This is a genomic window from Amycolatopsis umgeniensis (assembly GCF_014205155.1).
In the GTDB taxonomy this organism is placed as follows: Bacteria; Actinomycetota; Actinomycetes; order Mycobacteriales; family Pseudonocardiaceae; genus Amycolatopsis; species Amycolatopsis umgeniensis.
On record NZ_JACHMX010000001.1, the window covers coordinates 8,956,257 to 8,969,438 of the forward strand.

12 protein-coding genes are annotated in these 13,182 nt (G+C 68.9%); 5 read left to right on the forward strand and 7 right to left on the reverse strand.

Annotation, left to right across the window (positions count from 1 at the left end; translation table 11 throughout):
- Positions 1 to 2: 2 nt before the first annotated feature.
- Positions 3 to 1,280 carry an ATP-grasp domain-containing protein gene (locus tag HDA45_RS40835; RefSeq protein ID WP_184904740.1) on the forward strand — a complete coding sequence of 426 codons (1,278 nt, stop codon included), beginning with the start codon at positions 3 to 5 and terminating at the stop codon, positions 1,278 to 1,280.
- Entirely contained in the window at positions 1,277 to 2,485 is a 1,209-nt protein-coding gene (locus HDA45_RS40840) for an MDR family MFS transporter (RefSeq protein ID WP_184904742.1), read from the forward strand. Before HDA45_RS40835 ends, HDA45_RS40840 begins: the two co-directional genes overlap by 4 nt.
- Before the next feature lie 7 nt (positions 2,486 to 2,492).
- Here the strand turns inward: HDA45_RS40840 and HDA45_RS40845 are convergent, their stop codons facing one another.
- The 5 genes from HDA45_RS40845 to HDA45_RS40865 form a co-directional block, all read right to left on the reverse strand.
- Complete coding sequence (locus HDA45_RS40845; protein ID WP_184904744.1) at positions 2,493 to 3,134, reverse strand: maleylpyruvate isomerase family mycothiol-dependent enzyme; 642 nt, start codon at positions 3,132 to 3,134, stop codon at positions 2,493 to 2,495.
- A 16-nt stretch (positions 3,135 to 3,150) separates the two neighbouring features.
- On the reverse strand, positions 3,151 to 3,675 hold the full coding sequence (locus HDA45_RS40850; protein WP_343072268.1) for a hypothetical protein: 525 nt from the start codon (positions 3,673 to 3,675) through the stop codon (positions 3,151 to 3,153).
- A 400-nt stretch (positions 3,676 to 4,075) separates the two neighbouring features.
- A complete protein-coding gene (locus HDA45_RS40855) occupies positions 4,076 to 5,371 on the reverse strand; it encodes a M20/M25/M40 family metallo-hydrolase (protein WP_184904746.1) in 1,296 nt (431 codons plus the stop codon).
- Positions 5,364 to 6,191, reverse strand: coding sequence for a M55 family metallopeptidase (locus tag HDA45_RS40860; RefSeq protein WP_184904748.1), 828 nt, complete (start codon positions 6,189 to 6,191; stop codon positions 5,364 to 5,366). The genes HDA45_RS40855 and HDA45_RS40860 overlap by 8 nt, the downstream gene beginning before the upstream one ends.
- A gap of 42 nt (positions 6,192 to 6,233) precedes the next feature.
- The gene (locus HDA45_RS40865; RefSeq protein WP_343072269.1) at positions 6,234 to 6,830 is read right to left on the reverse strand and encodes an Rv1733c family protein; all 597 of its coding nucleotides are present in this window, start codon (positions 6,828 to 6,830) and stop codon (positions 6,234 to 6,236) included.
- A gap of 280 nt (positions 6,831 to 7,110) precedes the next feature.
- Between HDA45_RS40865 and abc-f the strand changes: the two genes are divergently transcribed.
- Positions 7,111 to 8,733 (forward strand): ribosomal protection-like ABC-F family protein, encoded by a 1,623-nt coding sequence (gene abc-f / locus HDA45_RS40870; protein ID WP_184904752.1) that lies wholly within the window; start codon positions 7,111 to 7,113, stop codon positions 8,731 to 8,733.
- Here abc-f and HDA45_RS40875 read toward each other — a convergent pair.
- Positions 8,717 to 9,982 (reverse strand): family 1 glycosylhydrolase, encoded by a 1,266-nt coding sequence (locus HDA45_RS40875; protein ID WP_184904754.1) that lies wholly within the window; start codon positions 9,980 to 9,982, stop codon positions 8,717 to 8,719. The two genes, abc-f and HDA45_RS40875, sit on opposite strands and share 17 nt — an antisense overlap.
- 181 nt (positions 9,983 to 10,163) lie before the next feature.
- Between HDA45_RS40875 and HDA45_RS40880 the strand changes: the two genes are divergently transcribed.
- Both HDA45_RS40880 and HDA45_RS40885 read left to right on the forward strand, forming a co-directional pair.
- Entirely contained in the window at positions 10,164 to 11,009 is an 846-nt protein-coding gene (locus HDA45_RS40880) for an LLM class flavin-dependent oxidoreductase (protein WP_184904756.1), read from the forward strand.
- Positions 11,010 to 11,795: 786 nt separating this feature from the next.
- Complete coding sequence (locus HDA45_RS40885; protein ID WP_184904758.1) at positions 11,796 to 12,398, forward strand: CGNR zinc finger domain-containing protein; 603 nt, start codon at positions 11,796 to 11,798, stop codon at positions 12,396 to 12,398.
- On the opposite strand, the gene HDA45_RS40890 is transcribed toward HDA45_RS40885, so the two are convergent.
- A complete protein-coding gene (locus HDA45_RS40890; protein WP_343072270.1) occupies positions 12,387 to 13,139 on the reverse strand; it encodes a PIG-L deacetylase family protein in 753 nt (250 codons plus the stop codon). The two genes, HDA45_RS40885 and HDA45_RS40890, sit on opposite strands and share 12 nt — an antisense overlap.
- Between the last annotated feature and the right edge of the window lie 43 nt (positions 13,140 to 13,182).

Below are 13,182 nucleotides of genomic sequence, written 5' to 3' on the forward strand. Positions count from 1 at the left end.
GCTTGTCGACGAAACCCTGTGTCGTGCTCGTGGACACCTACGAAACCGCCGACCACGGGTTGCCGCAGACCGCTCGGCACATCGCGCCGACGTTCGTGGCGCTCGGCGCGGAATGCGTGCGCGTGCAGAGCGCGCCCGACGCGCCCGGGCAGTACCGGAAGTCCTCACCCACCATGAGCAACTACCGCGAGAACATCGTCCACGACGGCGATCTCACGAAGACGCTGGACGCGCTGTCCGTGCACGAGCCGGTCGCGGTCGTGGCCGGTGGCGAGTACGCGGTCGCGTTCACCGACGTGCTCAGCGAAGCACTGGGGGTACCGTCGAACGGCACCGCCCTGTCCTTGGCGCGGCGGGACAAGTTCGCCATGGGTGAGGCCGTCGACGCGGCGGGCCTCAACGGCGCGAGACAGCTCCTGACAGCCGATGAGGCCGAGCTCGCCGCTTGGCACCGGGCGATGGGCGGCAGGATCGTGGTGAAGCCGAACCGCAGCGCCGGTGGCGACGGGGTGGCCTTCTGCGACACCCCGGAACGGTCGGTCGAGGCCTTGCGCGCGATCACCAGCCGCCAGAACGTGTTCTCCGAGGACAACGACTTCGTCGTCGCGCAGGAGTATCTCGCCGGCAGCGAGTACATGGTCAACACGGTGAGCATGGACGGACTGCACCAGGTGTGCGACATCTGGAAGAGCTCGCGGTTCGCCATCAACGGGGTGTCCGATCTGCTCGGCGCCTGCCAGATCGTGCCGCGTCGCGCGCCGGGCCACGACGAGCTGGTGGAGTACGCGTTCGCCGTGCTCGACGCGGTGGGCATCCGGCACGGGGCCGCGCACGTCGAGATCAAGCTGACCCCGCGGGGACCGCGGCTGATCGAGGTGGGTTCCCGGCTTTCCGGCGGCGACCTGCCACATCTGGCGCGGCTCGCGATCGGCGAGTCCCAGCTGGACTGGATGGCCGACGCCGTGCTCCGGCCGGAGAGGTTTCGCGAGCGCTGGGGCGAGGACTACCGGATCCAGCGCCACTACGCGTGGTCCGCGCTGCTCTCGCCGGTCGAGGGCACACTCCGCCGGTACACGGTGCTCGAGGAGATCGAGCGGCTGGAGAGCTTCCACGAGATGTTCGTGCTGACCCGGCCCGGGAAACCGTTGCGCCGCACCGTCGACGACACGACGTTCCCGGTGGTCGTCACGTTCATGCACGAGATCGAGGAGTACGTCCTGCGCGACCTCGGCACGCTGCGGTACCTCGACGGTGTGGGCTGCTACGAGCTGGAATCATGACGGCGCAAGGGTTCCTGCGGACGCGGCTCGGCGGGCTGCCCAAATCGTTCTGGGTGCTGTGGACGGGCACGCTCGTCAACCGGCTCGGCACGATGGTCCTGCCGTTCCTGGCGTTGTACCTGACCAGCGAGCGCGGCCTTTCGGTGGCGACGGCGGGTACCGTGCTGGCGCTGCTCGGGATCGGGCAGGTGTTCTCGCAGCTGATCGGTGGCGTGCTGGCCGACCGCATCGGACGGCGGGCGACACTGACCGGAGGCATGCTCGCGACCGGCGCGATCATGCTCGTGCTGGGTTACGTCGAGCGCCTCGAACTGATCGCGGTCGCCGCGCTGCTGCTCGGGCTGGCGCTCGACGTGTTCCGCCCGGCGACCCAGTCGATCGTGGCGGATCTGGTGCCGGGCGCCGACCGCACGCGGGCCTTCGGACTGCTGCTGTGGGCGATCAACCTCGGCTTCTCGATCGCGATGGTACTGGGCGGCACGATGGCCCGCGCCGGTTTCACGACGTTGTTCTGGGTGGACGCGGCGACGTGCGTGCTGTTCGCCCTGTTGGTGTGGAAGGCGGTACCGGAGACGCGCGGTGGCGGCCCGACCCGGGAGCGGGGTGGCTTCACCGTCGTCTTGCGCGACCGGGTCATGGTCGGGTTGATGCTGGTCTCGCTGGCGGTCGCGTTCGTGTTCCTGCAGAGCTTGGCGACCCTGCCGCTGGCGATGAGGGAGGACGGCCTTTCGCCGGCGGGGTACGGCCTGGTGATGGCTGTCAACGGGATCGTCATCGTGGTCGTGCAGCCGCTGGTGGGTCATCGGCTGGGCCGTTGGGATCCTTCACGGGTGCTCGCGTGCGGGATCCTGTTGACGGGCTTGGGTTTCGGTGCCACGGCCTTCGCGTCGACGACACCGGTGTACGCGGCGTGCGCGGTGTTCTGGACGCTCGGCGAGATCGTGATCCAGTCGGTGGGCGTCGCGATCGTGGCCGAACTGGCCCCACCGCATCTGCGTGGGCGCTACAACGGCGCCTACGGTACGGCGGCGGGCCTCGCCGCGTTCGTCGCTCCGTTGGGCGGAACCCAGCTGCTGGTGCTGGGCGCGCCGGTGCTGTGGACGGTCTGCCTGGCCCTGTGCCTGGCCGCGGCCGTCGGCCAGCTGTTGCTCGGCAACGCCGTCCGCCACCGGATGGCCACCGCGTCCGTTCCCGTGGCGGCCTGATCCGGCTTCACCCCGCGGTGGGGCGACCGTCCATCCTGGACGCGAGGATCGCCGCGCCGGGACCGGAAACGTCGCCGAGAGCGGCGACCCGGCCCGCGATCGTCAGCAGGAGCGCCTCGCCACGGCCATGGACTTCCGGCCCGGACCCGGTCGACCAGCCGAGATCGGTGGCGACGAGCCGGAGCCCGCGTGCTCGCCGGCCGGCCTTGATCGGCGGGGCGTGGAGAGCGAAAGCCAAGGCGTGACGCAGCCGATCCGGCGGCACCTCGCGCGGGAACCCCAGCGGGCGTCGAATGTCCTGATGGTGGATGAGCCCGTCGAGCAACGCCACCCGTCCGCCGAACGCGGAGGTCAGGCCGCGCGGCTCGAGGTGCTCCTCGATCCTCGCGATCAGCTCGTCCGGTGTCCGGTCGGGTTTGCGCGCGACCCCGAGCGCGTTCATCCTGTTCAGCCGCAGACCGGCACGGAGGGCCTGACCGAACAGGTCCCGGAGGCGCAGGGCGTCGTAGTCGACGACATGGGCGACCACTTCCCGGACCGTCCACTCCGAACACAACGTCGGCTCGTCCCAGTGCAGGGGGGACAGAGTCCGCAGGAACGCGGCGAAGTCCGCACGTTCTTCCCTGGCGAGTCGAGCGACGGTGTCCACCGGCGGCCTCCTGGGATCACTGGTAGTCGAGCCACCCGCAAACGTAGTAGTCGGTGTCCTCGTTCCGCTCGACATACCAGGAATAGACGACGTCACCCGCGATTTTGCCGGTGCGCGCGTTCCGCTGGGTGACGGTGGCCTGGACCGTCACGAACTCCTGTCCCGGCGGGACGGAGTACGGCAGCATCTGCCAGCGCTCGACGTAGTGCCCGTGGAGCTCGAACCCGAGCAGGGTCGACCGCAGGCGCGGGCACGTTCCGCTGCGCAGCGCGGTCATGTCGTGATTGGCGAGACCGTTCATGTAGACCTGGAACACCCGGTCGATCGCGGCGGGTTCGAGGCCGGGCGCGGAGGATGAGGTCGGCGCCGGGGGCGTCACGGTCAGGGTCTGGGTCTCGACCGAGGGAGCCGAGTACGACGTGGACGTCTCGGGCGCGGAGTCGTAACGCGGTACCGGGAGCCCGCCTCGGCACGCCGAAAGGACCGTGCCGAGGCCGATCAGGAGTACGCCCGCCCGAGCGCGCGAAGTCAGAGGTCTCACACCGCCGACGCTAAGCGGCCTTCATGAAATTCGGATGAAGTTGATTCGGGTTGCGGCGCGAGCCAGTGATACCGCCTCGTGAGCGCGGTGAAGGGGACCTTCACGCGGCCTCGCTGTGGCTGCTGATGCTCCTGGGGCCACCCGGGTGTCCGTGAAGGCCTCCTTCACTACCCTGAGCGTAGGGAAGGAGGCCTTCACGGACATACTCCGAGAGGACAGGTTGCCTTACCTTTCAATAGCCTTTGCCTGCCTTGGAGTACGTGATGGCCTCGTTCGTTGCGTCTAGCGCAGTGAAGGGGTCCTTCAGGCGGCCTCGCTGCGGCTGCTGGTGCCCCTGAGGTCTTCACGGACCTACCCGACAGGTACCCCTCACTAACCGTCCTGACCACTTACGAGGCAGTCAGCAGTTCTCCATGAAGTGCCGGAGCACCCGCGTGCCGAACCGCAGCCCCTCGACCGGGACGCGTTCGTCGACACCGTGTGCCATCGCGCGATAGGGGAAGCCTTCCGGCAGCCACAGCGGCGCGAAACCGTAGCAGTCGATCCCGAGCGGGCTGAAGGCTTTCGCGTCCGTCCCGCCGCCCATGCAGTAGGGGACCACCACGGCTTCGGGATCCTCCGAACGCAGCGCGTCCGCCATCGCGTCGAACCACGGCGAGTCCACCGGGGCCTGGACAGGCGGCTGGTGCGCGACGAATTCGCGCGTCACGCCTTCGCCGAGCATCGCGTCGATCTCGGCGAACAGGTCCGGCTCGGCACCGGGAAGGACGCGGACGTCCACCTGGGCCTCGGCCGAACTCGGGATCACGTTCACCTTGTAGCCGGCGTCGAGCATGGTCGGCGTCGTGCTGTTGCGGACGGTCGGCACCACCAGCGCCCCGGCGGGCCCGAGCCGCGCGATCGTTCCGTCCACATCGGACAGATCGACCGGGACCCCGAGCGCCTCGCCGGTGCGCTCCAGGAAGGCTTGCACCGTCGGGGTCAGCTGGACCGGCCAGCGGTGCGCGGCGATCTTGCCGAGCGCGGCGACCAGCCGGGTGACGGCGTTCTCGTCGTTGGGCCGCGACCCGTGCCCCGCGCGGCCTTTGGCGGTCAGCCGCAGATGCGCGGTGCCGCGTTCGGCCGTCGCCACCGGATAGAGCCGTACGGTCCGTCCGTCGGCGGCGGGGACGTGGTAGCTGTAGGCGCCCGACTCGCTGATCGCGGCCGCGCAACCGTCGAACAGGTCGCGGTGTGCCGCGGCGAGCCAGTGCGCGCCGTATTCGCCCTTGTCCTCCTCGTCGGCCACGAACGCGAGCACGATGTCCCGCCGCGGCCGGAAACCGGTGGCGAGGGCGGCGAGCACCATCGCGCAGAAGTCCTTCATGTCGACCGCGCCGCGACCCCACAGGAATCCGTCGCGGACCTCGCCCGAGAACGGGTCCATCGACCAGTCGGCGGCGTCGGCCGGGACGACGTCGAGATGCCCCTGCACGAGCAGCGCGGGCAGGCTCGGGTCGGTGCCGGGGACCCGGGCGATCACGTTCGCGCGCCGGGGCGCGGACTCGATGATCTTCGAGTCGATCCCGAGCCCGGACAGCAGCGACGCGACGTACTCGGCAGCCTCGCGCTCGCCCTCGGAATCCCCGTTGCCCCGGTTCGTGGTGTCGAACCGGATCAGCCGGGAGCAGACTTCGACGACATCCAACTCAGCCATAGATACCCTGCACCGCCCCAGCCGCGATCGCCGTGACGATCTTGAACGCTTTCATCGCTTCGGTCATGTCCGGCGCGTCGAAACCGACCCGCCGCACGCCGATCTGTTCCACCGTCGGGATCACCGCCGCGGCCTGCGCGAGATGGCTCGCGTCGAACTCGACCTCGATCCGGTGAGGGGTGGTGAACCGCTCGACCCGGCCCGCCCGGTTCATCGCGTCCGCCGCGGCCGAGGACAGCAGTTCGGCGGTCCTGGCGGGCGGGAGGCAAATCGCGGCGTAGCGGCTGATGCACTCCTTCACCGTGACCAACTCGGCCTCGGGCGCGTAGTCCTGGGCGTCGTCGCAGGCCTTGTCATCACCGGAAACGACCAGCACCGGGACGCCGTACTCGGCCGCCATCGCGGCGTTGAGCCTGCCTTCGCTGGCGGGGACGTCGTCGAGCCATACGCCGGTGATCTGGTTCTCCAGGTACGTATGCGACAGGACGCCGTCGAAACCGGCGCCCGCGTGGTAGCCGAGGAAGACGACGCCGTCCACACCGGTTTCGATGCCTTGCATCATCGAGAGCGGCTTGTGCCTGCCGGTGAGCATCCGCGCCCGTCCGTCGAGATCCTCGAGCAGGAGATTCCGCTGGGACGAGTGCGCCTCGTTGACCAGCACGTCGGTGGCACCGGAGTCGAACAGGCCCGCGATGGTGGCGTTGACGTCGCCGGTGAACAGGCGCCGGAATCGTTGCCACTGTTCGGTGCCGGGGATGACGTCCTCGGTCCAGGTGACGCCGGTGGCGCCCTCCATGTCCGCCGAGATCATGATGCGCATGGAGGGCACCCTAACCGAGGCTCTTTGCCCTCGCCGCCGGAATCAGGGCCAGGAGCCCGAACGCGGATAGACCGCCCAAGCGCGCTCCCAGGCCGCGGCCCGGTGCCGGTTCAGCACCAGCCGGACGGTCCGGTGCAGCAGGACGAGCGCGGCGACCACCGCGAACCAGAGCCAGAGGCCGACGAGCACCGAATCGAACACGGCGGTGGACGCGGTCCTCGGAGCGGCGGTGAGATCTCCGCGGGCGTCGAGCCAGATCGGCACGGGCGATCCGGCGGGGCTGCCCGGCGTCGCGAGGACTCCGCCGGTGTGCCGGGCGCCGCGCGAGTCGGTCCAGGCCGCCTCGGTGGTCGAGTCCTCGGTCCCGACGCTCTCGCTGTCGACGATGCGGACGGGCGCGGCCTTCAGCAGGTACGCGGTGGCGGCCTGACGTCCGGCCGCGTCGGTGGCCGCCGCGGCCACCTGCCTGCCGTGGTTGGCCGAGCCGACGGCTGCCGCCACGGGGACGGCGAGAAGCGCGGCGAGGATGACGAGTTTGAGGATGAGGGCTTCGAAGCGGTCCGAACCGCGGGCGAGCGAGTTGTGACCCGGGAAGAGCCGTCGCCTGAACCGGGCGATCGGACCGCTGGACCCGTGCACGAGGAACCCCATTCCCTCAGACCGCGAAAACCTCCGGCTTCGATTCTCGGTCACCGGGGCGCCGCTGTCGCGGTATGGGGACACAGACCACTCTGTGAATCCGTACACAACTTTAATTCGTTTTGCCCGTCCGGGTTCTCTCGCTACCGTTCTCGCCATGGGGTTCTTCTTCTACCTGTGATTCTCGCCTTCGACGCGGCCCTGGCGTAGAGCCTTCGCTCCGCCGGGCCGCGTCTTTCCGCATGTTCTTCTTCCCTGCGAGAATCAGGAGGACGCCCCTGTGCGTACCCCGCATCGGAATCCCGGAACACAACTCGTGCTCTCCGGTGTCACCAAACGTTTCGACGACCACGTCGTACTCGACCAGGTCGGCTTCACCGTCAAACCGGGGGAGAAGGCGGGCGTCATCGGCGACAACGGCTCGGGCAAGTCCACCTTGCTCAGGCTGATCGCCGGCCACGACCGGGCGGACAACGGCACGGTGACCGTCACCGCGCCCGGAGGCGTCGGCTATCTCCCGCAGACGCTGGAGCTGCCCGAAACCGCCACGGTCGGCGACGCGATCGACCTCGCGCTGGCCGACCTCCGGAACCTGGAGTCCCGGTTGCGGGCGGCCGAGACATCGCTCGAGACCGCCGAAGACCTGATCGTGTACGGCGATCTCACCGCCGCGTACGAAGCCCGTGGCGGCTACGAGGCCGATGCCAGGGTGGAAGTCGCCCTGCACGGGCTCGGGCAGCCCGGTCTCGATCGCGGCCGTCCGCTGGGCAGCCTGTCCGGTGGGCAGCGGTCCCGGCTGGCGCTCGCCGCCACCTTGGCCGCGTCGCCCGAACTGCTGCTGCTGGACGAGCCGACCAACGATCTCGACGACGAAGCCGTCGCCTGGCTGGAGGACCACCTCCGCGGGCATCGCGGCAGGCTCGTCGCGATCACCCACGACCGGACGTTCCTCAGCCGGGTCACCACCACGATCCTCGAGGTCGACGCCGATCGCCGGACCGTGCACCGGCATGGCAGCGGCTACGCGGGTTATCTCGCGGCGAAGGCGGCCGCGCGGGCGCGGTGGGTCCGGGAGTACGAGGAGTGGCAGCTGGAGAAGTCCCGTCAGGAACGGCTGGCGGACGCCAACATCGACCGGTTCTCGGCGATCCCGCGCAAGGCTCCGGCGGCCTTCAGCGGGGCCGGTGCGTTCCGGGCCCGCTCCCGGGCGCACGGGGCGATGAGCCGGATCCGGTCGGCTCGCGAGCGGATCCAGCGGCTGGAGGCCGACCCGGTTTCGCCTCCGCCGCGGCCGCTCCGGTTCACCGGGCGGATCGGCACGGCGGAGGTGGCGGCCGATCGTCACGTGGTGAAGGTGGACGGCGTGTCGGTGGACGGTCGCCTGCCGCGGACGTCGCTCTGCGTGCTGCCCGGCGAAAGGGTGCTCGTGACCGGTCCCAACGGGGCGGGCAAGACCACTCTCATGCGGGTGCTCGCCGGCGAACTGGCGCCGTCGACCGGTTCGGCGGAGCGGGCGGGCCGGATCGGTTTCCTGCGTCAGAACGGCGGGCTCGTCGGAGACGCTCGGACCGTCCTCACGGTCTTCGCGGGCGATGGTGACGAGGAGGAAGCGGCCGAGAAGTTGCTGTCATTCGGCCTGTTCCGGGCGCCGGATCTGCGAAAACCGGTCCGGGAGCTGTCCGTCGGGCAGCGCCGCAGGCTGGAACTGGCCAGGCTGGTGGCGGCCAGGACGGACCTGCTGCTGCTCGACGAGCCGACCAACCACCTCGCCCCCGACCTGGTGGAGGAGATGGAGCAGGCGCTCGCGGACTACTCCGGCGCGCTCGTGGTCGTCACCCACGACCGGCGGATGCGGCGGACGTTCGAGGGCAGGCGGCTCGAACTGGTCACTTCAGCCGCGTGAGAGGTCCGTTCACCTTGGCCGGGTTCAGGCAGCTGTTCAGCCCGTCCACGAGTGAGCAGAGTCCGGGTCCGCGCTCGAGCCGGTAGCCCTGCTGAACGCCGCCCGCCGTAACTAGTTCCTGGTACGCGGTGACGGCGTCCGTAGGGCGCCGGGTCAGCGTGGGATCGGTGAGAGCGTCCACTGTGTACAGTCCGAACCGGGCGCGGTAGCTGCCCCATTCGTAGTTGTCGGTGAGGCTCCAGTAGTTGTAGCCGATGAGGTTCATCCCGTCGGCCTTGGCCCGCTGGAGCCAGTACACGGTGTCGCGGACGTGGTCTCCGCGGGTGTAGTCCGCGTCGCGAAGCCGGCCGTTGTCGGTCGCCATGCCGTTCTCGACGATGTAGAGGGGCAGGCGCGGGAACCGGTTGTGATAGCTGCGCAGCGCGTAGTAGATACCCTCGGGCTGGAGCTTCACGTCCCAGAACTTGTCGCTCGCGGCGGCGAACACCGTCCAGTTGTCGATGCTGAGGCCGTAGTAGTAGTCGATGCCGATGAAGTCGAGTTTGTCCTTGACCTGGTCGAGGAAGAACCAGTCCGCCATCCCGTTGACCCCGGTGATGTAGGCCTGGTTGCTGGTGACCTTCGAGGTCGGATTGATCTCGTGGATCAGGTCGTAGGCCCGCCGGTGCGCCTGGACGACGTTGGACTGCGCCGCGAAGTACCGCGTGGCGCTCAGCGCGCCGACCTTCTGCTCGTTCTGGAGGAAGATGAGCGGCTCGTTGAACGTCACCCAGAGGACGTCCTGCCCGGCGTAGCGCTGGACGATCTTCCGGCTGAACTCCAGCCACGCGTCCGCCGTCCGTGTCTCGGCCCAGCCTCCCTGATCCAGCGCCCAGCCCGGGTAGACCCAGTGGTTGAGCGTGATCATCGGCGTCATGCCCGCGGCGCGGACCTGCCGGAGCACGTCGTCGTAGAAGGCCAGTTCGGACTCGTCCCACCGGCCGGGAGAGGGCTCGACACGCGCCCATTCGATGCCGAAGCGGTAGGTGTTGACGCCGAGCCCGGCCGCCAGGCGGATGTCGTCGGCGTAGCGGTGCCGGAAGTCCACGGAGTCCCGGTACTCGTCGACACCGTCCTTGCCCGCGGAGCGGTCCACGAACCGCTTCCAGTTGCTGTCCGGGGCACTGCCTTCGGACTGGTAACCCGACGACGCGACACCCCAGTAGAAGTCACGGGACCAGTCGTCATCCTGCGATGCGGACGCGTTCACAGCCGAAAGTGTCGCGCATAGTGAGACGGCGACCGCCGAGGCCAGGACCCGGCGTAATCTTCCCCGATGCTCCGGCCACTTCGTCCATCGTTCACCGGTGTCCGCCATCTTCCGGACGCTAACGTGAGTGAACGGCGTAAACAAGCGGCCGTCCGGGGACTTCGACGATGACGTTGGGGAGATGATCGACTTGACCGGCAGCACGGTCCGCCATGCCGTCTATCTGCCGCCTTTCGGCCCGTTCGGTGAGCCCGCGGTGCTCGTCGACCTCGCCGTGCGTGCCGAAGCGGCGGGCTGGGACGGCTTTTTCCTGTGGGATCACGTGGTCGCGGACACCATGCCCATCGCGGATCCGTGGACGACGCTCGGCGCGATCGCGCACGCGACCAGCGGCCTGCTGTTCGGTCCGATGATCACGCCGCCCGCCCGGCGCCGCCCGTGGGTGGTCGCCCGGCACGCGTCGACCGTCAGCCGGCTCTCCGGCGGGCGGCTGATCCTCGGCACCGGGCTCGGTTCGGACGAATCCGGTGACTTCAGCCGTTTCGGTGAGCAGACCGACCTGCTGACCCGATCGGCGATGTTCGACGAAGGCCTCGACGTCATCCGCGCGATCTGGTCCGGCAGGCGGTTCGACCACGACGGCGCGCACTATCAGGTCGCGCTCGCCGAGTCCCCGCCCGAACCGTTCCGGATCCCGATCTGGGTGGCGAGTTCCACGGACAATCCGCGCGTGGTGCGGCGGGCGGCGTTGTGCGACGGGATCTTCCCGAACCCGGAGGATCACACGCCGACCGCCGAGGAGGTCGCCGATACCCACCGCGCGCTCAGCCTGGCCGGGCTGGAGCCGGGGCGCCTCTTCGACGTGGCGATCGCGGGGAACGCGAGCCCGGCGTGGGAAGAGCCGATCAAGGTCGACCTGCCCGCGCTGGGGCAGGCCGGGATGACGTGGTGGATGGAGTCGCTCATGCACCACGATCCGCTGGAGCTGTCGCAGAAGATCGTGGACGCGGGGCCGCCGCGCTGGTGAGCTGGCCGCCTCGGTCGCGGGTGTCTACGGTTGGTCGCAGGCCCGGACCGTGAAGGACTCCTTGGCGACCCCTGATTTGCTTGGCCACTGGCGTGGCCGGCGGTTGAGCGTGAAGGTTTTGGGACGTTGAACGTCCCCAATCTTCCCCACTCGGGTTGTCTGCCACCGGTCCGCGACTGGATGGATCCGCGCAGCCACCGTCCTCGCGCAGGTCAGACGAAGGTAGTGAAGGCCTCCTTAGCGGGCTTGTGTTTGCTGACCTGCTGGTGTGTGTGGGTCCGGGTGTGGAGGTTTCAGGACGTTGAACGTCCGGAATGTTCCTCGCTCGGTCGTCGGCCACGAGGTCGTGACCGACACTGCCTCGATCAACCAGGGTGACTCGCGCGACGGTGGAGGATTTGGGACGTTGAACGTCCCAAATCCTCCACCGTCGATCCCCGAACAGATCGAGCCGCCAGCTACGCGCAGGTCAGACGTAGGTAAACAAATGAAGGCCTCCTTACCTACCCTCAGAGTAGGCAAGGAGGCCTTCACGGACTTGTGGATCGCCTCATGAGTCCCGGGCGCATCAGTAGTCACAGCGGCTGCGCGTGAAGGCCTCCTTCACGCGGCTCAGCCGAGGAAACTCGACCTTCACACCTTCACGTACTGCGCTCTCTGTCCATAGTGGACTTATGTGCCACTTCCGTTGCTCCAAAAGACTTCATCGCCCTTGTGGCACCACCCGCCTTTGGTAGCGTCACCGAAGGCATCCTGTGAAGCAGTGATGCCGGGGGAGGGGGCGCGATGGCCGACGAGCCGGACGGGACCAAGCTGGACGGGCACCACGCGATGCACCTGGAAACCGGGGTCGCGTTGATCAACGCCTTGACCGGAAGTCACGTCCACGGCAGGCCGAAACCCGCTCTCGGTGGTCACGATCTCGTCCTCGCCGCCGTCGAAGCGCTCGGCGACGCCCGATCCGGGAACGGCCGGGTCGATCTCCTCGCGGCGGAACGGTTGCGAAATCTCGCGTCGCGGTTGCGGGAGATCATCGAGTCGCTTTCTCGCAGCGAGCACGACCAGGCGGCCGGATTGCTCAATCGGATGCTCGTCGACAGCAAGGCCCGGCCGTACCTGCACCGCCACGACGAACAGTCGTGGCATCTGCATTTCCACAGCCCCGAGGCCGACCTCGTCCAGCAGTGGGCGGCCGGGCTCGCGGTGTCGGTGGCCGCGGCGTTCGGCGAGCACATCCCGCATCGGGTCGGGCTGTGCGCGGCGCCGAGATGCGATCAGGTGTACATCGACGCGAGTCAGGCGCAGATCAAGCGATTCTGTGGTTTGGCCTGCCAGAATCGGGTGAAGGCCGCCGCGTATCGCGCCCGCGCGCGGCGGTCAGAGTCGTGAGCCGGGCGGCGTCGCGTCGATGTACCACTCGCGGTTGAACACCAGGCCGAAGAGCGGCGCGGGAAGCCGGGTCACGACGCGCATCAGTGGCGCCAGCCTGCCGTTTCCCCGCACCTGCGAGGAATGAGCGGCGATCGCCGCCTGTTTCTGGCGTGCGAAGCGCCGGATGTCGAAGGTGTGGGTGATCTCGGATCGGGCGCTGTAGGCACGGAGAAGCGCGTCGACGTCGTAGCGGAACGGGATCCGCGAAAGGCGCACGATCCGCACCAGACGTGCGACGGCGTCGCGGGGGATGGTCGCTTCCAGCAGCCGGACGCCGTCGGCGAGTTCGGCCGCCCGTCTGCCGACCTCGTGCACCTTGACGTGGTCGCGGTGGCCGTAGCCGCCATTGCGGTCGTAGCTCAGCAGCACGGACGCGCTTTCCTCCCGGAGGATCGCCACGAGTCGTGCGGCCGCCTCGTCGGTGCTCGCGCGCACGAAGCGGACCCAGCCCGGCGGGTCCGGGTAGAGGATCGCGCCGTGGCCGCTTCCGGCGTAGCCGAGGTGCACGACCCGCGCGACGCCGAGAACCTTCGCGCTCGCGTCGAGTTCGGCCCGGCGCGACGCGTCGACGCCCTTCATGTCGATGGTGGCGACGACCAGGACGACGCGGTGCCCGTCCGCAGCGGCTCGGGCGAGGGTGCCGCCGGTCAGCAGCGCTTCGTCGTCGGGGTGCGCGTGGAAGGCCACGATGGTCGTCACGCTCCGAGCATGCCCGAGGTCGCCGAAACAGTCGGTGGTCAAG